This window comes from Pseudomonas sp. GM33, assembly GCF_000282295.1.
GTDB classification, from domain to species: Bacteria; Pseudomonadota; Gammaproteobacteria; order Pseudomonadales; family Pseudomonadaceae; genus Aquipseudomonas; species Aquipseudomonas laurylsulfatiphila.
In genome coordinates, this window is record NZ_AKJO01000082.1 from 1 (window position 1) to 21,568 (window position 21,568).

The following is a 21,568-nucleotide window of genomic DNA, read 5'->3' on the forward strand; positions in this document are numbered from 1 at the left end:
GCAGGCTGCGATCTTTTTTGTGGATCAACCCTCTTCAAGCCACCAGCGCAACGGCTTGCCTTCGGCTGGCCAGAAGCGGATCTGCTCGATCGGGGAGACGTCCCAGCGCTGGACGTTTTCCAGGGCCTGCAGGAAGCGTTTTTCCTGCTCCATCAGCGCCGGCGCGCACAGTTTGCGGGTGCTGCCGATTTTGCCGAAGGTCAGTTTGTCGCCCTCCAGGGTGTACGGCGCGAACCAGTGGTTGCAGCCGCCATTGCCGTAGGCCCGGCCATCTTCACCGAGCGTGATGGTCAGGTGGCTGTAGTCCATCAGCGGCCGCTCGCCGATCCACTCCAGGATGTAGCTGCGATTGTGTTCAAGCTGCACCGGCTCGGCGGCGCAGCCCAGCAGGCTGGCACCGGTCATCGCGCTCAGAGCGAGGCGTTTCATCACGCAGGCTCCTGGCATTTCGGGCACAGGTGTTTCTCGCCGACGGTGGTCCAGCCCAGCTCGGCAATGCGCGCGGTGGCGGCAGGTTTTTCGGCCTTGTTGCCCAGCTTGGCGTCGACGGCGAACTCGAAGTTCAGCGCTTTGGCGCAGCTGTCGCAGTTCACTTGCCAGGTATGGATCGCCAGTTCGCCGAACACCGGGCCGCTGGCCACCGCGACCCATTGGCCGGGCGGATTGATCAGGTGGCGAACCGTTTCGACGGTCAGGCGCATGGACAAGTCCTTGGCGCCCTTGAGGGTCACGACCAGCACGTCGTTGTTGCGAATCGAGCCACCGTTGCCGGTGACCTGATAGCGCCCCGGCACCAGGGCGCGGCATTCGGTGAGGGTGTGTTGCGGGTTCATCAGGCTGTAGCGGAAATCGTGTTCGACCATGGGTCCTCCAAATATGCGCGATATGCTAGCACGGGCTTGCATGCCGCATCGCGCAGGCCGATGACCTTCGATCCGTTTCAGTCACCCGTGACCAGGTTTTCCGGCGTGCCCGCCATCCAGACGGCGATGTTGCGCAACGTGGTGGCGGCAATCGCATCCAGCGCTTCGTGGGTCAGAAAGGCCTGGTGTGCGGTGACGATCACGTTGGGAAAGGTCAGCAACCGGGCCAGCACATCGTCTTGCAACGGCAAGTCGGAACGGTCCTCGAAGAACAGTTGCGCCTCCTCCTCATACACGTCCAGCCCCAGATAGCCGAGGCGACCGTCTTTCAATGCGTCGATCAGCGCCGGGGTGTCCACCAGGCCGCCACGTCCGGTATTGATCAGCATCGCGCCCGGCTGCATGTGCGCCAGTGATTCACGGTTGATCAAGTGCTTGCTCTGTTCGTTGAGCGGGCAGTGCAGGCTGATGATCTGCGATTCGGCCAGCAGTTGCGGCAGGCCCAGGTAGCGCGCGCCCAAGGCTTCGACCTGCGGGTTGGGGTAGGGGTCATAGGCCAGTAACCGGCAGCCAAAACCGTTCATGATTTTGGCGAAGGTGGCGCCGATTTGCCCGGTGCCGACCACGCCGACCGTCTTGCCCACCAGGTCGAAACCGGTCAGCCCCTGAAGCCTGAAATCCCCTTCGCGGGTGCGGTTGTAGGCACGGGGCAAGCGGCGGTTGAGTGCGAGGATCAGCGCCACTGCGTGTTCGGCCACGGCGTGGGGCGAATAGGCCGGGACGCGCACGATGGCCAGTCCCAGACGTTTTGCCGTTGGCAAGTCGACGTGGTTGTAACCCGCCGAGCGCAGGGCGATCAGGCGGGTGCCTCCAGCGGCCAGGCGCTCGAGTACTGCCGCGCCGAGGTCATCATTGATGAACGCGCAGACCGCTTCATACCCTTGGGCGAGCGCGACCGTGTCGAGGCTCAGGCGCGCAGGCTGAAATTGCAGCTCGATGCCGGCCGGTCGCCCGGCCGCGAGAAAACTGTCGATGTCGTAGTTCTGGCTGCTGAAAAGAATCGTGCGCATGATTTCCTCTTTGCCTCGTTCCTGTAGGCGCTGGCTTGCCGGCGATGAGGGGATCAAACTCTACGTTGTCCTTGAGGCCGCCATCGCAGGCAAGCCAGCTCCCACAGAGCTTACGCTGATATTTGATTCCCGCGATTGCGCTGCATCAAGCGTTCATTCGCGCGTGGGCTGCCAGGCGATTGATCGCCCGGTCGAGTTCGTCCAGTGCCACGCTGGCTTTCGGATCCTGTTGCTTGAGCAGGGTTTCGCTGCGTTGGCAGGCCGCACGCAATTGCGGTACGCCGCAGTAGCGTGTCGCGCCATGCAAGCGATGGACCCGTTCGATCAAGGCGTTGTGGTCATTGCTCTGCTGAGCCAGACGGATGGCTTCGCGGTCAGCCTCCAGGGATGCCAACAGCATCGCCAGCATGTCTGCGGCCAGATCCGCCTTGCCGGCGGCCAGGCGCAATCCTTCCTCGTGGTCGAGCACCAACAGGTCATGGGCGCTGCCGTGCCCATCGCCGGAGCGCTCCGGGCTGTGATTGCGCAACGCCAGGCCGCTCCACTTCAGCACCACCTGGGCCAATTGTCGTTCACTGATCGGTTTGGTCAGGTAGTCGTCCATGCCGCTTTGCAGCAGTGCGCGTTTTTCGTTGGCCATGGCGTGGGCGGTGAGGGCCACGATAGGCAATGGCGTGCAATGCCGCTCGCTTTCCCACTGGCGAATCGCCTCGGTGCTCTGGCGGCCGTCCATGCCGGGCATCTGCACGTCCATCAATACCAGGTCGAATGTCTCGTTTTGTACCGCCTTGACCGCGGCATAACCGCTTTCCACCGCGAGCACCTTGGCGCCCATGTCTTCGAGCAGGGTCTGCACCAGCATCAGGTTGGCCGGGTTGTCATCGACGCACAGCACCTTTGGTGCACGGCTGGACACCGGTTCGCCCGGCTCGCTGCGCATCGGGCGCGGGCTGACCAGGTCAGACAGGGAGCGTCGCAGCTTGCGGGTACAGGCCGGTTTCGCCTGGAGCTGGCTGTGGGGGTTAGGCACGGAAAGGTGGAACAGCGTCTGTTCCGTGGTCGGGCACAGCACCAGCACTTTGCAGCCAAGGTGTTCGAGGTCCCAGATGTACTGGTTGAGGCGTTCCGGCGGCATGTCGTTGCTGGTGATGCCGAGCACGGCAAGGTCGATCGCCTGATCGGTCTGGTGGGCGGCGGTGACGCCATTGGTCAGGCTTTCCAGGGTATTGAACGGCGTGGTACTCAGGCCGCAGTCTTCCAGTTGATGCTGCAAGGCCTGTCGGGCCAGTTCGTGGTTTTCCAGGACCGCCACCCGACGCCCGAGCAAGGGCGCGGCGGGCAGGTCTTCGGCATCGTCGCGGGCTTTTGGCAGGCTCAGGCTGATCCAGAATTCCGAGCCTTCCCCGGGTGTGCTGTCGACGCCGATCTCGCCGCCCATCTGTTCGATCAGGCGCTTGGAAATCACCAGGCCCAGGCCCGTGCCGCCAGGTTGCCGCGACAGCGAGTTGTCGGCCTGGCTGAAAGCCTGGAACAGGGCGCGCACGTCCTGGTTGGACAGACCGATGCCGGTGTCCTGAATGCTGATGCGCAGTTGCACGGTGTCTTCGTGCTCTTCTTCGAGCATGGCGCGGGCGACGATGGTGCCTTCGCGAGTGAACTTGATTGCGTTGCTCACCAGGTTCGTCAGGATCTGCTTGAGCCGCAGCGGGTCGCCGACCAGGGACAGCGGCGTGTCCCGGTACACCAGGCTCACCAGTTCCAGCTGCTTGGCGTGGGCGGCGGGGGCGAGAATGGTCAGGGTGTCCTGCAGCAGGTCGCGCAGGTTGAACGGAATATGGTCGAGCACCAGCTTGCCGGCCTCGATTTTCGAGAAGTCGAGAATCTCGTTGATGATGCCCAGCAGGCTGTCGGCGGACTTTTCGATGGTACCCAGGTAGTCGAGCTGGCGTGGGGTGAGCTCGCTTTTTTGCAACAGGTGGGTGAAGCCGAGAATGCCGTTGAGCGGCGTGCGGATTTCATGGCTCATGTTGGCCAGGAACTCGGACTTGATCCGGCTTGCTTCCAGGGCCTCCTTGCGCGCCAGGTCCAGCTCGATGTTCTGGATCTCGATGGTTTCCAGGTTCTGGCGTACGTCTTCGGTGGCCTGGTCGATGCTGTGCTGCAATTCTTCCTGGGCATTTTGCAGGGTGCCGGCCATGCGATTGATGCCGGAGGCCAGTTCGTCCAGCTCCTGGCTGCCGAGGGGCGGCAAGCGGGTTTCCAGATGGCCGTCCTTGAGTTGGGCCACGGCCTGCTTGATCTGGCTGAGCGGCCGGTTGATCGTGCGACCCATGCGCAGGGCCAGCAGTGCCGCACCGATCAGCCCGGCTGCGATCAGCATCAGGCTGGCGAACAGGCTGCGGTAACCGCGCAACAGCATGCTGTTATGGGACAGCTCCAGTTCGACCCAGCCCAGCAGGCGGTCGGCTTCTTCGGGAATCACTTCCCCGGCCAGGTTGCGGTGTTTGCCGAATACCGGCAGCAGATAGCGGGTCGCATCGTTACCGCTGCGGCGCAGCATCTGCGTGCCACTGCCGGAAGGCTTCTGGTTGAGCATGGTCGGGCCGGCGTGGGCCAGCAGCGTGCGGTCGGGAGACAGGAAGGTCACGGCCCGTACGTCGGTTTGTTCCAGGGCCTGGGTGGCGATGCGTTCGAGCAGTTCGTTGTCCTGATGGCCCATGGCCGGCGCCGCCAGGGGAGCCAACTGCTCGGCGATCATTTCGCCGCGCTGCATGAGTTGGGTTTGCAGGTCAGCCTGTTGCATCCAGGTAAAATACCCTCCCAGCACCAACGCCATCAGGCTGGTCGGCAACAGGGTCAGCAACAGCACGCGGCCTTTGATTCCCAGTTTCTTGAGCACGCATCTCTCCTGCATCCCGCTATTCATAGACCTGCACGAATATCCGCCATGCAGCACTTGCGCAGTGTAGCGATTTGCTCGCGGGCAATCTTCGTAAAAATGCGGCTGCCATTCGTCGGCCTGCTCAGTTCATTGGTGCTACAGCCAAGCGGTGGGTTGCCCCTGGCGAGGCAATCTTGAATAATCGCTGAACTGAGAATTGTTTGCAGATAGTCATGACTCCCATCACTGCCAGCCTCCCCCGAATCCTGTCCATTGAAGACGACCTCGTGCTGGGCGCCTACGTGCATGAGCATCTGGACCGCAGCGGCTTCCAGGTGACCTGGTGCCAGAACGGCCAGGAAGGCCTGGACATGGCCCGACGGCAACCTTTCGATGTGGTGCTGATGGATATTCTGCTGCCGGGCATGGACGGTCTGGCGGTGCTGACCCAATTGCGTCAGAGCCATTCCACCCCGGTGTTGCTGATGTCGGCTCTCGGTGCCGAGGCCGACCGCATCAGCGGCTTTCGCCTGGGGGCCGACGATTACCTGCCAAAGCCCTTCAGCATGGTGGAGTTGCGGGTGCGCATCGAAGCCATCCTGCGGCGGGTGGCCCTCGACCGCCGCCCCGTCCCCGCAGTGCCAGCCCCTTCGATGGACAGCCTGCGTTTCGACGATGACAGCTTCGAGGTGTTTTATGGCGAACGGGCCGGCGGCCTGACCCGCAGCGAGTATCGATTGCTGGAGACACTGCACCGCAGCGCCGACGAAGTCTTGAGCAAAGCCTTCCTTTATCAGCAGGTGTTGCAGCGGGGTTACGCGGCCCATGACCGCAGCCTGGACATGCACATCAGCCAGATCCGCCGCAAGCTCAAGGCCATTGGCTACACCGAGCGCGAAGTGCGCACGGTCTGGGGCAAGGGTTACATCCTGAGCGCCGCCGATGAAATGTAACTTGCCGGGCAGGCATTCGCTGTTCTGGAAGCTTGCTTGCCTATTGGTCGCATTCTGTCTGCTGATGATCTGGTTGAGTTGGTCCTGGGGCCGTTACATGGAACAGCGCAACCAGTTCCTCTCCGATGAGGCCCGCGGCACCCTGACGCGCTACGCTGCCGAGGCCGAGCAGGCATGGCAGCAGCGCCAGAGCGCCGGTGTCGATGACTGGCTGCAGAGCATGCATCAGCGGGAAAAAGGCTGGGTCGGTGTCATCGACGGTGATTTGCAGTCCTTGAGCAATCAGTCGCTGACGGACAAGGAAGTCGAACGCCTGACTTTTTTACGCGGCCTCGATTGGCCCATCCACAAGAAAGGCCGGCCATGGATGCGCATACCGTTTCCCGGTGACTCGTCCGCCGGCAGCCTGGTGATCGAGTTGCCCGAACGCTTTCTGCCTGGGCAATACCGGGTGTTCTGGCGGGTGATCACCAACGGCGTGATTCCGGGGCTTTTCACTTTGCTGCTGTGCGTCGGGCTCTACCGTTTGCTGGTGGTGCCACTCAACCACTTGCGTGAGCAGGCCAATGCCTGGCGTGCCGATCAACTGAACGTACGGCTTTCGAGCCGGACCACCATTCGTTCGGATGAACTGGGCGAGCTGGGCAGGGCGTTCGATCACATGTCTGAACGCCTGCAAAGTACCGTGGCCTTGCAGCAGCAACTGCTGCGCGACTTGTCCCACGAACTGCGTACGCCCTTGAGCCGCTTGCGGGTGGCCAGTGAAAGCGAGCAGGGGCTGGAGCTATTGCGCGAGCGCATCGGCCGGGAGGTCGATGGCATGCAGCGCCTGGTGGAAGACACGCTACAGCTGGCCTGGCTGGACACCGAGCGCACCCGCTTGCCCGACGAAGCGATCCAGATCCAGGCGCTGTGGGAGATGCTCACGGAGAATGCCTGCTATGAAAGCGGTTGGCCTGATACTCGGCTGCAATGCACGGTGGATGCATCCTGCTGGGTGCGCGGTCATCTCAACACCCTGGCCCAGGCCCTGGAAAACATTCTGCGCAATGCGATTCGGCATTCGCCCGAGGGCGGTATGGTCCACCTTGGCGGACAGCGCGAGGGTAAATACTGGCATCTGTGGCTGGAGGATCAGGGCGGCGGTGTGGCGGAATCTGATCTGGAGCGGATCTTCCTGCCCTTCACACGCCTCGACGGTTCGCGGCCGGGGGATGGCGGGTTTGGGTTGGGGTTGAGTATTGCCAGGAATGCGGTGCAGCGTCAGGGCGGACAGCTTTGGGCGCAGAACACCGGGATCGGTTTGCGTTTGAATATGCGGCTGTTGGCGGATGTCAGTAGCGTCAGTGCCGACGCCTTCGCGGGCAAGCCCGCTCCCACACTGACTGTGTTTGAACCGCGAAACCTGTAATTACCCCAGCCCCCTGTGGGAGCGGGCTTGCCCGCGAAGAGGCCCTCACTCCCACCATAACAACCCCTGTTTTTCATGCTCCGAGTGGCACCGCCACTTGCCGCTTGCAGCTCAAGGCTTGCCGCTTATTCCCATAAACCATAAGCACCACACTTTGCGTGATATGGCCTTCCGAGGTTTGCCGGTATGATAGGCGCCCCCGCAGTCTGGATTGCGAATACGCCATGACCTTGCAGTACCCAACTATCGCCGATTGCGTCGGCAACACTCCGCTGGTCCGTTTGCAGCGCCTGCCCGGCGCCACCAGCAACACCCTTTTGCTCAAGCTCGAAGGGAACAACCCGGCGGGTTCGGTCAAGGACCGTCCGGCGCTGTCGATGATCACCCGTGCCGAACTGCGCGGGCAGATCCATGCCGGCGATACGCTGATCGAAGCGACCTCGGGCAACACCGGGATCGCCCTGGCCATGGCCGCGGCGATCAAGGGTTACAAGATGATCCTGATCATGCCGGACAACTCCAGCGCCGAACGAAAGGCGGCCATGACCGCCTATGGTGCCGAACTGATCCTGGTCAGCCAGGAACAGGGCATGGAAGGCGCCCGTGACCTCGCACAGAAGATGGAAGCCGAAGGTCGCGGCAAGGTTCTGGATCAGTTCGCCAACGGTGACAACCCCGAAGCGCACTACACCACCACCGGCCCGGAAATCTGGCGCCAGACCGAGGGCACCATCACCCATTTCGTCAGCTCCATGGGCACCACCGGGACCATCATGGGTGTGTCGCGCTACTTGAAAGAGCAGAACGACAACGTGCAGATCATCGGCCTGCAACCGATGGAAGGCTCGGCGATCCCGGGCATCCGCCGCTGGCCCCAGGAATACCTGCCGAAGATCTACCAGGCTGAACGCGTGGACCGGATCGTCGACATGGCTCAAAGCGAAGCCGAAGACGTGACCCGTCGGCTGGCCCGCGAAGAAGGCATTTTCTGTGGCGTGTCCTCGGGCGGTGCCGTGGCGGCAATGCTGCGCCTGTCCAAAGAAGTTGAAAACGCGGTGATCGTCGCGATCATCTGCGACCGTGGCGACCGTTACCTGTCGACCGGCATTTTCGACGCGCCCAACTGATGGCCAAGCATGAAAGAGGCCTGCGCTTCCAGCCCACCGGTGGCAGCAAGGCCCCGCAAATCCCGACCGGCAAAAAGCAGCGCCTGACCATCGAGCGCCTGGCCAATGACGGTCGCGGCATCGCGTTTTTCGAAGGCCGCACCTGGTTCGTCATCGGCGCGTTGGCCGGTGAGGAGATTGAAGCGCGTGTGCTCGGCGCCCACGGCAAAGTGGTCGAGGCGCGTACCGAACGGGTGTTCAAGGCCAGCGAATTGCGCCGCCCGGCACCGTGCGCCCATGCCGGTCGCTGCGGCGGTTGCAGCGTGCAGCATCTGCCTCATAACGAACAACTCGCCCTGAAACAGCGCATGCTCGCCGAGCAGTTGTCGAAGGTTGCGGGCGTCGAACCCGAAGAGTGGGCGCCGCCTTTGAGCGGTGCGGAATTCGCCTACCGGCGTCGCGCCCGCGTGGCGGTGCGCTGGGACATGAAGGCGAAAAAGCTCGAAGTCGGTTTCCGTGCCGCCGGCAGCCAGGACATCGTTGGCATCGACGATTGCCCGGTGCTGGTACAGCCCTTGCAACCGATCATGGCCCGCTTGCCGGAAATGTTGCGGCGCTTGAGCAAACCCCAGGCACTGGGGCACGTGGAGTTGTTCAGCGGCTCGACGCTGGCGGTCTTGCTGCGGCACATGGCGCCGTTGTCTGAAAGTGACATGACCATCCTCAAGGATTTCTGCGCGTTCCATGAGGCCCAGTTGTGGCTGCATGGCGACGGTGAACCGCAACCGGTCGAGGCTGACCAGTCGCTGGGCTATCGTCTTGAGCAGTGGGACCTGGAACTGGCGTATCGGCCGGGAGATTTCATCCAGGTCAACGCCGGCGTCAACGAAGCGATGGTCGCCCAGGCGCTGGATTGGTTGAAGCCGACGGCGGATGAGCGCGTACTCGATCTGTTCTGCGGCCTGGGCAATTTTGCCTTGCCGCTGGCCAAGGCTGCTCGCGAAGTGGTGGCAGTGGAAGGCGTGCAGGTGATGGTCGACCGGGCGGCGGCGAATGCCGCTAGCAACAATCTGCATAACGCGAGGTTTTTTCAGGCCGATTTATCCCAGCCTTTGACGGACGCCGAATGGGCCGCCGAAGGCTTTTGTGCGGTACTCTTGGACCCACCGCGTGACGGTGCTTTCGAGGTTGTGCGCAAGCTCAAGACCCTGGGCGCCGAGCGGTTGGTGTATGTGTCATGCAACCCGGCAACGCTGGCGCGCGACACGGTCGAATTGATCAAGCAGGGCTACCGGTTAAAACGTGCCGGGATTCTCGATATGTTTCCTCAAACGGCACATGTCGAGGCCATGGCGTTATTTGAAGCGAGCTAGGATGCTCGTCTGGTCCGACTGGCCCGCCCGTGCAGCCGCGCACCGAGCCCGACGTGGGCGCACCGGCAACGAAGGTCAGCGATTTGACGCATTGAATCTGCGTCGTAGGGAAGGTAAGCAAGATGGTACAGGTGAGAGCACACCAGCCGATCAACACCGACGGCAGTATCAATCTCGAGGCTTGGCTCGATCACGCGGTGAGTGTCGATCTGGCACTGGATCGCGAAGCCTTGAAGGAAGCCTGCGAGTACGCTCGCGAGGCCGAACAACAAGCCAATGCGGCACAGAATCTGTGGTCGGAAGGTAACTCGACTTTCCGTACCGGACTTGAGATCGCCGAGATCCTCGCCGATCTCAAACTCGACCAGGACTCTTTGGTCGCCGCGATCCTGTATCGAGGCGTACGCGAAGGCCAGATCAAGTTGCCGGCGGTCAGCCAGCGCTTCGGTCCGGTGGTAGCCAAACTCATCGATGGCGTGCAGCGCATGGCCGCGATCAGCGACAGCCTGAGTCCGCGAAAATCTTTGGTGCTGGGCACCCAGGGCCAGGTGGAAAACCTGCGCAAGATGCTGGTGGCCATGGTTGACGACGTTCGCGTCGCCCTGATCAAGCTGGCCGAACGCACCTGCGCCATCCGTGCGGTGAAAACCGCCGACGACGAAAAGCGCAACCGCGTGGCCCGTGAAGTCTTCGACATTTATGCGCCACTGGCCCACCGCCTGGGTATCGGCCACATCAAGTGGGAACTGGAAGACTTGTCCTTCCGTTACCTGGAGCCGGACCAGTACAAGCAGATCGCCAAGTTGCTCCACGAGCGGCGACTGGATCGCGAGCGCTTCATCAGCGACGTGATGAGCCAGCTGAAAAACGAATTGCAGGCCACCGGCGTCGATGCCGACATCAGCGGCCGGGCCAAACACATCTATTCGATCTGGCGCAAAATGCAGCGCAAGGGTCTGGAGTTCAGCCAGATCTACGACGTGCGTGCCGTTCGTGTGCTGGTGCCGGAAATGCGCGACTGCTACACCGCGCTCGGTATCGTCCACACCCTGTGGCGGCACATCCCGAAAGAGTTCGACGACTACATCGCCAACCCCAAGGAAAACGGCTATCGCTCGCTGCACACGGCGGTGATCGGCCCTGAGGGCAAGGTGCTGGAAGTGCAGATCCGCACCCACGCGATGCATGAGGAAGCCGAGCTCGGCGTGTGCGCGCACTGGCGCTACAAGGGCACCGACGTCAAATCCGGTTCCAATCACTACGAAGAGAAAATATCCTGGCTGCGTCAGGTGCTCGAATGGCACGAGGAGCTGGGCGACATCGGTGGTCTGGCCGAACAGCTGCGGGTCGATATCGAGCCCGACCGGGTCTATATCTTCACCCCGGACGGTCATGCCATCGACTTGCCGAAGGGCGCGACGCCGCTGGACTTCGCCTACCGCGTGCACACCGAAATCGGTCATAACTGCCGTGGCGCCAAGATCAACGGGCGCATCGTGCCGCTCAACTACAGCCTGCAAACCGGTGAACAGGTCGAGATCATCACCAGCAAGCACGGCACCCCGAGCCGCGACTGGCTGAACCCGAACCTGGGTTACGTCACCACGTCGCGGGCACGGGCGAAGATCGTTCACTGGTTCAAGCTGCAGGCTCGCGACCAGAACGTCGCGGCTGGTAAAACCCTGCTTGAGCGCGAGCTCAATCGCCTCGGCTTGCCTGCGGTGGATTTCGACAAGCTGGCCGACAAGGCCAACATGAAAACCGCCGAAGACCTGTTCGCCGCCCTCGGTGCCGGCGACTTGCGTCTGGCGCAACTGGTCAACCTGGCGCAGCAACTGGTCGAGCCGGAGCGCGGCAACGAACAGCTGGAACTGATTCCACGCAAGGCCACGGGCTACAAACCGGGCAAGCGCGGTGATATCCAGATCCAGGGCGTCGGCAACTTGATGACCCAGATGGCCGGCTGCTGCCAGCCATTGCCGGGCGATGCCATCGTCGGCTACATCACCCAGGGGCGCGGTGTGAGCATTCACCGCCAGGACTGCGCCTCGGTGCTGCAGCTGGCCGGGCGCGAGCCGGAGAGGATCATCCAGGTCAGTTGGGGGCCGGTGCCGGTGCTCACCTATCCGGTGGACATCGTCATCCGCGCCTACGACCGTTCCGGTTTGCTGCGTGACGTGTCGCAAGTGCTGCTCAACGAGCGGATCAACGTGCTGGCGGTCAACACCCGCTCGAACAAGGAGGACAACACTGCGCTGATGTCCCTGACCATCGAGATTCCGGGGCTGGATGCATTGGGGCGGTTGCTGGGGCGGATTTCCCAGTTGCCGAACATCATCGAAACGCGGCGTAACCGCACACCTTGATGAACAGCGCCGATCCAATGTGGGAGCGGGCTTGCTCGCGAAAGCGGTGTGTCAGTCGACATCTGTGTAGCCTGATACTCCCTCTTCGCGAGCAAGCCCGCTCCCACAGGGTCCAGTAGAGATTGATCGATGTATTCACTTGAAGATTTGCTACACCTCATGAACCGCCTGCGCGACCCGCAGTACGGTTGCCCATGGGACATCAAGCAAACGTACGCCACCATCGTCCCGCACACCCTTGAGGAAGCCTACGAAGTCGCCGACGCGATCGAACGCGGTGACTTCGATCACTTGCAGGGCGAGCTGGGCGATCTGCTGTTCCAGGTGGTGTATTACAGCCAGTTGGCTCGCGAGGAAGGGCGCTTTGAGTTCGCCGGCGTAGTTGACAGCATCACCCGCAAACTGATCCGCCGTCATCCCCACGTGTTCCCCACCGGTGATCTGTACGCGCCTCTGGATGTCCCACGCCTGAGTGAGGAGCAGGTCAAGCAGCGCTGGGAAGAGATCAAGGCCGAAGAGCGTGCGGAGAAATCTTCGGCACCCGAGCAGTTGTCGTTGCTCGATGACGTCCCCGCTGCATTACCGGCGCTGTCGCGTTCGGCAAAATTGCAGAAGCGCGCGGGGCAGGTCGGCTTCGACTGGCCGGACGCCTTGCCGGTGCTCGATAAAGTGCGTGAGGAACTCGATGAAGTGCTCGAAGCCATGTCGGAAAACGATCCCGAAGCCGTGGCCGACGAGATCGGCGACCTGCTGTTTTCCGTGGTCAATCTGGCGCGGCATCTCAAGGTTGATCCGGAAACCGCACTGCGTGGCGCCAACGGCAAGTTTGAAAGACGCTTTCGTTTTATCGAACAGGCATTGCGCGATACCCGTCGTCCCATAGAAGATTGCACCCTCGAAGAGTTGGACGCCTTGTGGGGCGAAGCCAAACGTCAGGAAAAGAATTTGCCCAGCTGCGGTTGAGCCGTGGCCCAAGTGAGTAATAAGCACCATGAGCATTTCCCTTCGCGACCAGTTGCTCAAAGCAGGGCTGGTCAACCAGAAGCAGGCCAAGCAGGTCAGCAAAGACAAGCAGAAACAACAGCGCCTGGCCCACAAAGGCCAGATCGAGCTGGATGACTCCCAACAGCGCGCAGCGCAGGAAGCCATGGCCGAGAAGGTCAAGCGCGATCAGGAACTCAACCGCCAGCAGCAGGAGAAAGCCGAGGCCAAGGCTCGTGCCGCGCAGGTCAAGCAGCTGATCGAAGTCTCGCGCCTGCCAAAGCTGACGACCGAGGACTACTACAACTTCGTCGACGACAAGAAGGTCAAGCGCATCTGCGTCAACACCCTGATGCGCAACAAGCTCAGCAGTGGATCGTTGGCTATCGTGCATCACGCTGGTGGCTACGAAGTGATTCCGCGCGAGGCGGCGCTGAAGATTCAGGAGCGCGACCCGCAGCGCATCGTGCAGCTCAATGTGCAGACTGAAGAGGTCATCGCCGAGGACGATCCGTATGCGGCCTATCAGATTCCTGATGACCTGATGTGGTAACAGATTCAATGTTCTAGCAGGCTTACATGTTTGCTAGTACTTTGCATGAATAATTCATTGAGCCCGAAAGGTTGTGTCGATACGATCTTTCGGGTTTTCTTTTGCAGGGAATAATATCTTTTTGCAAGGATATTTGTGTCAGGAGAAAGCAAGTGAAATGAGCTTTAGTATCCAAGGATGGGATAAATGTTTGTCAGTATCGCTTCGTTACGCCAACCCACTTTCAAGTCGCAGCTTTCACAGTCACGACCGCTCGGACAATCCATTAGCGATTATCTGGACGATGAACTTGTCGCTCGTGCCGAGCTTGTACGCCGAAAAATCAAGATCGCTGCAAAAGCTGCTCGCGAAGATCATGGCGCGACCGCTTGTGTTTTCTTTACCCTGCCTGAGTTCTTCTGGAACATCCCCTGGCGCGAGGTTCGCAATGTGGAGGAACTCCATGAGCTGAATTCTGCCTACCTGGAGAAAGTGCCAGCATGCATAGCTTTATTGATGACCGAACTGCCAGTGGAGCGCTATGGAAAGGTCGTATTGCTGGCGGGAAGCTGTGCAACACTCATCAAGGTTGGAGAAGGTGAGTCGGGTTATTACGACGTTATTAATTACTTGCTGGCGATCACCAATAAAGAATATGAAGTCGATATTCCTTTGATGTCGATGTGGCCGAAGCGCCATGTATCAGGTATCGACTTCGGTAAACACCTGGCTTCGGAGGGGGACTTTTGGCTGTTCAAGATTTCCGAGGAAATCGAAGTCAAGGTGAAGAAGCTAAGCAGCGTGCGGGCTGAACACAGTTATTTCGATGGTTATGAGGGGCGGTTCATCAACAGCCTCGTCAATGGCTGCCCTTTTGCAATCAACTTGTGCCTGGATTACTACAGTCTGAAAGAAGGCGAGCGCGACATTCAAGTTGAGTTGACCGAAGCAAAAATCGATTTCCTGATTGCCTGTGGCTTGCCTTTCAATTATTCCAAGCGTCACCCCTCATCGCTGCAGTTTTCGATCCGCAATGACGGAATGGGCAATGGCGAGGTCGAGGTGGTCAGGCTTCAAGCGGGCTGGATTGTTGAAAGTGTTCCTTCGGTGAAGATCGAAGATGACCTTCATTTGACGCTGATCGAGGTTGTCTGATGTGGATGCAGCCTGCCCGGCAGGAAAGGGCAGGCTGCACCATGGTCGAGTCTGTTTTCAACCGGTTGCGAGCTCGCGTTTACGCTCGAGCATTTCCAGTTCGGCCCTGTAGTTTTGCGCGTCGGCTTCGGAATGGAACATACCGACCAGCAGGTCTTGTTGGTGTACGTCCCAGATCCGGATGCCGGCGGCCACACCCTCGTGGGATTTATGTGAATCGTCGCGTTCAGTTACTTTGACAGTCATCTGCTAGCTCCAATCTCTGTTATCTGCAGCAAGGCGTGTGCAGGCCTCTGTTATAGAGTTTGGTAGCTTGCTAAGTAAATGGTTGAGTTTGGTAACGGTTTTTTGCAAAAACGGAAACAGTCCTGCAGCCCGCTAACTACGCGACATTCGGTCGCAGGCCATTGAGTTTCATGACAAAGGTTTCATGTTTGTGACGATGAAACTGCAGGCTGAATGCAAAACCTGTGGGAGCGGGCTTGCTCGCGAAAGCGATTTAACATTCAACATGGATGTCGGCTGACTCACCGCTTTCGCGAGCAAGCCCGCTCCCACAAGGATGTGGTGTTGCCCTATTTTCAGACGAAAAAAAAACGCCCCGAACCAGTCGGGGCGTTTTCATGTGCGGCTCAGCAGCGGGAAATCACTTGCCTTCCCAGCGCTTCAGTACCAGCGTGGCATTGGTGCCACCGAAACCGAAGCTGTTGCTCATCACGGTGTTGATGGTGGCGTTTTCGCGGGTCTTGGTCAGCACCGGCAGGTCGGCCACTTCAGGGTCCAGCTCGTCGATGTTGGCGGAGCCGGCAATGAAGTTGCCTTCCATCATCAGCATGCAGTAGATCGCTTCGTGAACGCCGGCGGCGCCCAGGGAGTGACCCGACAGGCTCTTGGTGGAGCTGATGGCCGGAGCCTTGTCGCCGAACACTTCACGCACGCCTTTCATTTCCGCTACGTCGCCGACCGGAGTCGAGGTGCCGTGGGTGTTCAGGTAGTCGATCGGGGTGTCGACGGTGGACAGCGCCTGCTGCATGCAGCGGATCGCGCCTTCGCCACTTGGGGCAACCATGTCGTAGCCGTCGGAAGTCGCGCCGTAGCCGACGATTTCCGCGTAGATCTTCGCGCCACGGGCCAGAGCGTGTTCCAGTTCTTCGACCACGACCATGCCGCCACCGCCGGCGATGACGAAGCCGTCACGGTCGGCGTCGTAGGCACGGGAGGCTTTTTCGGGGGTGTCGTTGCGCTTGCTGGACAGGGCGCCCATGGCGTCGAACAGGAACGACTGGCTCCAGTGCTCTTCTTCACCGCCACCGGCGAAGACGATGTCCTGCTTGCCCATCTGGATCTGTTCCATGGCGGTACCGATGCAGTGAGCACTGGTGGCGCAGGCAGAAGCGATGGAGTAGTTCAGGCCCTTGATCTTGAACGGAGTGGCCAGGCAAGCGGAAACGGTGCTGCTCATGGTCCGCGTGACGCGGTATGGGCCGACGCGCTTGACGCCTTTCTCGCGCAGGATGTCCAGCGCTTCCATCTGGTTCAGGGTCGATGCGCCACCGGAGCCGGCGATCAGGCCGGTACGCGGGTTGGAAACCTGCTCTTCGGTCAGGCCCGAGTCGGTGATGGCGTCTTTCATGGCCAGGTAGGCATAAGCTGCCGCATGGCCGACGAAGCGATAGATCTTGCGATCGATCAGTTCTTCAAGGTTGAGGTCGATGGAGCCGGAAACCTGGCTACGCAGACCCATTTCGGCATATTCCGGGTTGAACCGGATGCCAGGGCGGCTTGCACGCAGGTTAGCGGAGACGGTCTCTTTGTCATTGCCCAGGCAAGAAACGATGCCCAGACCAGTGATAACGACGCGGCGCATGCGGATAACCCTTAGAAGTTGTCAGTGGAGGTGAACACGCCGACCCGGAGGCCTTCGGCGGTGTAGATTTCGCGACCGTCGACAGTGACCGAACCGTCGGCGATGGCCAGGTTCAGCTTGCCCTTGAGGACGCGCTTGATATGAATGTTATAGGTGACTTTCTTGGCGGTCGGCAGGACCTGTCCGAAGAATTTCACTTCGCCCGAACCCAGCGCACGGCCACGGCCCGGCAGGCCTTGCCAGCCCAGGAAGAAGCCGACCAGTTGCCACATGGCGTCGAGGCCCAGGCAGCCCGGCATCACCGGATCGCCTTCGAAGTGGCAGGCGAAGAACCACAGGTCCGGATTGATATCCAGCTCGGCGACCAATTCACCTTTGCCGTACTTGCCACCTTCTTCGCTGATCAGGGTGATGCGATCAACCATCAGCATGTTCGGGGCGGGCAGTTGCGCGTTACCAGGGCCGAACAGCTCACCGCGACTGCAGCGCAGCAGGTCTTCCCGGGTAAAGGCGTTTTGTTTGGTCATGCGAGCTCCTCAATAGTCCCATGCGGCAGGTGGGGCAAATCTTCCCGGCCGATCGAAGCGTTCATGCCTCGAACCGGCAGCCTACTCATAGACTATTGCGTTGTGGTGAAAGTCACAGCACCAAGGACATGAATGTACACTTGTGCACTGAAATTATTATTCAAGCCCCTTTTCGGGCTTGTCGAGGTGCCTAAGACTGCCGCACTTTCGCCTTTCACGCCAGTCGCAGATGGTCGAAAGGCCTGTACTACTGCACCCACCGTTGCAGAATTTGTTGCAGATCAGCCCGTTTGAATGGCTTGGCCAGGTAATCGTTCATCCCTGCCGACAGACAGGCCTCGCGATCGCCCTGCAAGGCGTTGGCGGTCAGGGCGATGATCGGCAGGTCGGTGCACCCGGGTAACTGGCGGATTTGTCGGGTGGCTTCATAGCCATCGATGACCGGCAAGCGGCAATCCATCAGGATCGCTTCGAAAATCAGGCTCTCGGCACTGTGTACCGCCTGCGCGCCGTCGGCGGCGACACTGACCTTGAAGCCCAAACTGCGCAACATGGCTTCGATGACCGTCTGGTTGACCGGGTTGTCTTCGACCAAAAGCACATTGCGCCCTTCGCCGTCGCTGTCGCCGGTTTGCGTGCGGTGGGGCAACAGCGGCTGCGTCTGCTGGTGCAGGGCCAGGGGAATTTCCAGGGTGAACACCGAACCGCGGCCTTCCTCACTCTGCGCGCGCAAGGTACCCCCCATGCGTTCGGCGAGGGTGCGGGCAATCGGCAGGCCCAGCCCGGTGCCGCCGTAGCGTCTTGAAATGGAGCTGTCGGCCTGCTGGAAAGCGTTGAACATCAATTCCAGGCTTTCGGCCGGGATGCCGATGCCGCTGTCGCGCACAGTGCAGGTGAACCAAAGCAGTTCGTGATCCAGCGACTGCCATTGCGCCTCGAGGGTGACGCGGCCCTGCTCGGTGAACTTCAGCGCGTTGCCCACCAGGTTGACCAGTATCTGCCGGATACGCGTCGGGTCGCCCTTGACCTGCAGGCCGCGCATGTCGTCGGGGATCATCAATTGCAGGTCGAGACCGCGTTGCGCGGCGCTGTGCTGGAACGACTGGGCGCAACTGCCGATCAGGTCGGCGAGGTTGAAAGGAATGTGCTCCAGTTCCAGCTCCGAACGTTCGATCCGCGAGAAATCCAGGATGTCGTTGATGACCTTGAGCAAGTGCTCGGTGGATTCCGAGGCCAGCGCTGCGTACTCCACCTGTTCCTCGGTCATGTCGGTGGTTTCCAGCAACTGCAGCATGCCCAGTACGCCATTCATCGGCGTGCGCAGTTCGTGGCTCATCATGGCGAGGAAATCGGATTTGGCGTTGTTGGCCTTTTCCGCCTCTTCGCGGGTCTGGATCAACTGCGCCATGGCCTGGTGCTGTTCGCGGCTGGCCTGCTCGAGACCGCTGGCGAGGTTGTTGATGTGTTGCGACAGCGCCCCCAGCTCGGTGTCATCGACAATCGGCAGCGGTGTTTTGTAATCGCCGGCCTGTATCGCCTTGACGGCATTGCCGATATCACGGATCGGTTGTGACAGGCTGCCCGCCAGGCGTCGGGCCACGAGGAAGGTAAACAGCAGGGCAAACAGCGCCAGAATGGCAGCCTTGAGCATGATTTCCTGCTGGCGCCGATTGAAGGCATCGTTGGACAGCCCGACGATCACCCGGCCGAGGTAGTCCTCGGTGGGGGCAGCAGTGGCGGTTTTGCTGCTCTGGAAAAAGTCATTGTGCAACGCGATTCGCTGGAGCCGTATGGGGGCCTGGAACACTTCGAGCTGTTGCGCGCGATTGTGGTGTTCGTTCGGTTGTTCGACGTACACCAGAACCCGGTTGGCGCTGTCCTGGACTTCCAGAAAGCTCACGTTGGGCGTGGCCAGCGTCGCCTTGAGCAAGGTTTCAAGCACTTCGCTGTTGCCCGAAATCACCCCGTACTCGGCGGCGGGGGCCAGTTGGTTGGCGATCAACTGGCCGGTGTGGGAGATTTCCTGACGCAGATCCTGGATACGCACGAAGGTGAAGAAGCTGATCAGCAGCAATGTCAGCAGCAGGGCAGGGCCGAGGCTGATGAGTTGGGTGCGGGTGTTGATGTCCCAGCGACGACGCAGGTTCATGGACGGCGTTCTCCTTCAGCCAGCAATGTGGCGACAGACGCTTCGTTTATCTGTTCGATACCGAGGGAACGCGCCACCTGGGGATTGCTCGCGACCTTGAATCGGTGGGGGTAGTGCGAGCGTGGCCAGGTGGCCGGTGGCCGGTCGAGCAATTCGTCGAGGACCGCCAGCCAGTCGCTCTGATCGCTGTAGGTGCTGGCCAGGCTCCCGGCCTTGACGAAGCCCGCGTTGGGGCCGATCAGTGCCATTTGCCGCGAGTAGCTGCTCAGCAGCAGGTTCTTTGCGGTTTGCGGGTTGTACAGGTCGGCGTCGTCCAGTCCCAGCAACACGTCGCTGTTCTTGAGCAAGGTCTGTAACGGGCGGCTGTCGTGAATGTTGTCCCAGCGTTGGGTGACCACCTCAAGGCCCAGGGGGAGGGCGGCCTGACGCAGCTCATCCAACAGGAATTCACTGTGGTTGTCGTAGAGCACGCCAATGCGTTTGGCTTGGGGCAACAGGGTGCGGGTCAGGCGTAATTGGCGGTCCGGCGGTGGATCGCTCCACAGCAGGCAAAGGCGCCCCGGCAGCGAGTTGCTCAAGCGTTGCCGGGCTTGCAGGCGGCTGATGCGCAGCACCAGTGTCGCCGGACCCTGGGCGTCCTGCAGGCGCCAGTCGAGGCTGGGCAGGTCGAGGAGAATCAAACGGATGTTTTCCGGCAGTTTTCCCGGTATCGGCAAACTGGTCAGCGTCTGGAATCGCACGTTGTCGTTCGGTCGCAACTCGCTCAGGGCCCGGGTAAACGACCGCACACCGGGGCTGTCTTCGGCCCCCGTGAGCAAAATGTCGGCCGCATTGCTCGCCAGGCTGCCCAGCACGCCGGTGAACAGCAGGCAAAGCACCGCCAGCAACCGGCCCAGGGTCGGTATTCTCCAGGCCGCACGATACGGCATCTTAAAGTTCCAGCTCGGCACTGAAATACATCACGTGGCGCTGGTCATAATGGTTTTGCGGCAGCGGTTCGCTGTCCTGGAACAGGTCGTCGGCCAGCACCGGCGAGCTGAAAATCAGCGCCAGTACCAGAGGTGAACGCGGTGAAGGAGCACCCGGAGACACAACACATCCTGTCAGTGATTGATGGCGCGCATGTTAACTGAGCCGAATGACTTTTCCATTCACGATGTCTGCATTTTCCTCGGTTTTATTGGTCTTCTTCCTAGGGGGGCAGGTATTTGATGTCGGGGCTGGCCGCCGATGGGCTGCCCCGTATAATGCCGACATCGCCACTGGTATGGATTAACGGATTGCATATGACTGAACAGCGCCCGATTGCGGTCCTGGGAGGCGGAAGTTTTGGAACCGCCGTGGCTAATCTGCTGGCCGAGAACGGACATCAGGTCCTTCAGTGGATGCGTGACCCCGAACAGGCCGAGGCCATTCGGGTCAATCGCGAAAACCCGCGTTACCTCAAAGGCATCAAGATTCTGCCCGGCGTCACCCCGGTCACCGACCTGCAGGCCACTCTGGACGCCTGCGACCTGTGTTTCGTGGCACTGCCCTCCAGCGCGCTGCGCTCGGTGCTGGTGCCGCACGCCGAACGCTTGAGCGGCAAAATGCTGGTGAGCCTGACCAAAGGCATCGAAGCCCACACGTTCAAGTTGATGAGCGAGATTCTCGAAGAGATCGCCCCGCAGGCACGCATCGGCGTCCTGTCAGGCCCCAACCTGGCCCGCGAAATCGCCGAACATGCGCTGACGGCCACGGTGGTCGCCAGTGAAGACGAAGAACTGTGCCAACAGGTTCAGGCTGCGTTGCACGGCCGCACCTTTCGGGTTTATGCCAGCGCCGACCGTTTCGGCGTGGAACTGGGCGGGGCGTTGAAAAACGTCTACGCGATCATCGCCGGCATGGCGGTGGCGCTGGGCATGGGGGAAAACACCAAGAGCATGCTGATCACCCGGGCACTGGCGGAAATGACCCGCTTCGCGGTGAATCAGGGCGCCAACCCGATGACCTTCCTGGGCCTGGCCGGCGTGGGCGACTTGATCGTGACCTGTTCTTCGCCAAAGAGCCGCAACTATCAGGTCGGCTTTGCCCTCGGCCAGGGCCTGAGCCTGGACGAGGCCGTCACGCGCCTGGGTGAAGTCGCCGAAGGGGTCAACACCCTCAAGGTACTCAAGGCCAAGTCCCAGGAGGTTGGCGTGTACATGCCGCTGGTCGCCGGGCTGCACGCGATCCTGTTCGAAGGCCGCACGCTGGAGCAGGTCATCGGTCTGTTAATGCGTGGCGAGCCGAAAACCGACGTCGACTTTATTTCCACCAGTGGTTTCAATTAATCACGCTTGCCAGAAAAGCAGG

The 21,568-nt window shown here is 60.7% G+C and carries 19 protein-coding genes; 9 read left to right on the plus strand and 10 right to left on the minus strand.

The features are described 5' to 3' along the window. Positions 1-24: 24 nt before the first annotated feature. From PMI26_RS15700 to PMI26_RS15685, 4 genes are all read right to left on the minus strand, one after another. Complete coding sequence (locus PMI26_RS15700; protein WP_007974527.1) at positions 25-429, minus strand: META domain-containing protein; 405 nt, start codon at positions 427-429, stop codon at positions 25-27. Beyond that, positions 429-863, minus strand: a complete 435-nt coding sequence (locus tag PMI26_RS15695) for a hypothetical protein (RefSeq protein ID WP_007974528.1) — start codon at positions 861-863, stop codon at positions 429-431. The genes PMI26_RS15700 and PMI26_RS15695 overlap by 1 nt, the downstream gene beginning before the upstream one ends. 77 nt (positions 864-940) lie before the next feature. Continuing rightward, a complete protein-coding gene (locus tag PMI26_RS15690) occupies positions 941-1,933 on the minus strand; it encodes a 2-hydroxyacid dehydrogenase (RefSeq protein ID WP_007974530.1) in 993 nt (330 codons plus the stop codon). 145 nt (positions 1,934-2,078) lie between these two features. Then, positions 2,079-4,832, minus strand: a complete 2,754-nt coding sequence (locus PMI26_RS15685; protein WP_007974532.1) for a response regulator — start codon at positions 4,830-4,832, stop codon at positions 2,079-2,081. Between the two features lie 215 nt (positions 4,833-5,047). On the opposite strand from PMI26_RS15685, the gene PMI26_RS15680 reads away from it, so the two are divergent. From PMI26_RS15680 to PMI26_RS15645, 8 genes are all read left to right on the plus strand, one after another. After that, positions 5,048-5,767 carry a response regulator transcription factor gene (locus PMI26_RS15680; protein WP_007974534.1) on the plus strand — a complete coding sequence of 240 codons (720 nt, stop codon included), beginning with the start codon at positions 5,048-5,050 and terminating at the stop codon, positions 5,765-5,767. Beyond that, entirely contained in the window at positions 5,757-7,178 is a 1,422-nt protein-coding gene (locus tag PMI26_RS15675) for a sensor histidine kinase (RefSeq protein WP_007974535.1), read from the plus strand. The genes PMI26_RS15680 and PMI26_RS15675 overlap by 11 nt, the downstream gene beginning before the upstream one ends. 224 nt (positions 7,179-7,402) lie before the next feature. Further along, positions 7,403-8,305, plus strand: coding sequence for a cysteine synthase CysM (gene cysM, locus PMI26_RS15670; RefSeq protein WP_007974537.1), 903 nt, complete (start codon positions 7,403-7,405; stop codon positions 8,303-8,305). Beyond that, positions 8,305-9,657, plus strand: coding sequence for a 23S rRNA (uracil(1939)-C(5))-methyltransferase RlmD (gene rlmD / locus PMI26_RS15665; protein ID WP_007974539.1), 1,353 nt, complete (start codon positions 8,305-8,307; stop codon positions 9,655-9,657). Before cysM ends, rlmD begins: the two co-directional genes overlap by 1 nt. 122 nt (positions 9,658-9,779) lie before the next feature. After that, positions 9,780-12,023: a GTP diphosphokinase gene (gene relA, locus PMI26_RS15660; protein WP_007974540.1), complete on the plus strand. Its 2,244-nt coding sequence runs from the start codon at positions 9,780-9,782 to the stop codon at positions 12,021-12,023. 129 nt (positions 12,024-12,152) lie between these two features. Next, entirely contained in the window at positions 12,153-12,986 is an 834-nt protein-coding gene (gene mazG, locus PMI26_RS15655; protein WP_007974542.1) for a nucleoside triphosphate pyrophosphohydrolase, read from the plus strand. Positions 12,987-13,014: 28 nt separating this feature from the next. Further along, positions 13,015-13,557, plus strand: coding sequence for a DUF2058 domain-containing protein (locus PMI26_RS15650; protein WP_007974544.1), 543 nt, complete (start codon positions 13,015-13,017; stop codon positions 13,555-13,557). 186 nt (positions 13,558-13,743) lie between these two features. Further along, entirely contained in the window at positions 13,744-14,691 is a 948-nt protein-coding gene (locus PMI26_RS15645; RefSeq protein ID WP_007974547.1) for a hypothetical protein, read from the plus strand. A gap of 57 nt (positions 14,692-14,748) precedes the next feature. On the opposite strand, the gene PMI26_RS15640 is transcribed toward PMI26_RS15645, so the two are convergent. The 6 genes from PMI26_RS15640 to PMI26_RS31405 form a co-directional block, all read right to left on the minus strand. Then, complete coding sequence (locus tag PMI26_RS15640) at positions 14,749-14,937, minus strand: hypothetical protein (RefSeq protein WP_007974549.1); 189 nt, start codon at positions 14,935-14,937, stop codon at positions 14,749-14,751. A gap of 400 nt (positions 14,938-15,337) precedes the next feature. Continuing rightward, entirely contained in the window at positions 15,338-16,558 is a 1,221-nt protein-coding gene (gene fabB, locus PMI26_RS15635) for a beta-ketoacyl-ACP synthase I (RefSeq protein WP_007974551.1), read from the minus strand. Positions 16,559-16,569: 11 nt separating this feature from the next. Then, positions 16,570-17,085: a 3-hydroxyacyl-[acyl-carrier-protein] dehydratase FabA gene (gene fabA / locus PMI26_RS15630; protein WP_003227150.1), complete on the minus strand. Its 516-nt coding sequence runs from the start codon at positions 17,083-17,085 to the stop codon at positions 16,570-16,572. Positions 17,086-17,332: 247 nt separating this feature from the next. Continuing rightward, the gene (locus tag PMI26_RS15625; RefSeq protein WP_007974553.1) at positions 17,333-19,234 is read right to left on the minus strand and encodes an ATP-binding protein; all 1,902 of its coding nucleotides are present in this window, start codon (positions 19,232-19,234) and stop codon (positions 17,333-17,335) included. Continuing rightward, complete coding sequence (locus PMI26_RS15620; protein ID WP_007974555.1) at positions 19,231-20,163, minus strand: ABC transporter substrate-binding protein; 933 nt, start codon at positions 20,161-20,163, stop codon at positions 19,231-19,233. Before PMI26_RS15620 ends, PMI26_RS15625 begins: the two co-directional genes overlap by 4 nt. A gap of 1 nt (position 20,164) precedes the next feature. Beyond that, positions 20,165-20,326, minus strand: a complete 162-nt coding sequence (locus PMI26_RS31405) for a hypothetical protein (RefSeq protein WP_007974557.1) — start codon at positions 20,324-20,326, stop codon at positions 20,165-20,167. A gap of 194 nt (positions 20,327-20,520) precedes the next feature. Here PMI26_RS31405 and PMI26_RS15615 point away from each other — a divergent pair, with 194 nt between their 5' ends. Beyond that, entirely contained in the window at positions 20,521-21,546 is a 1,026-nt protein-coding gene (locus PMI26_RS15615) for an NAD(P)H-dependent glycerol-3-phosphate dehydrogenase (RefSeq protein ID WP_033047849.1), read from the plus strand. Positions 21,547-21,568 lie beyond the last annotated feature (22 nt).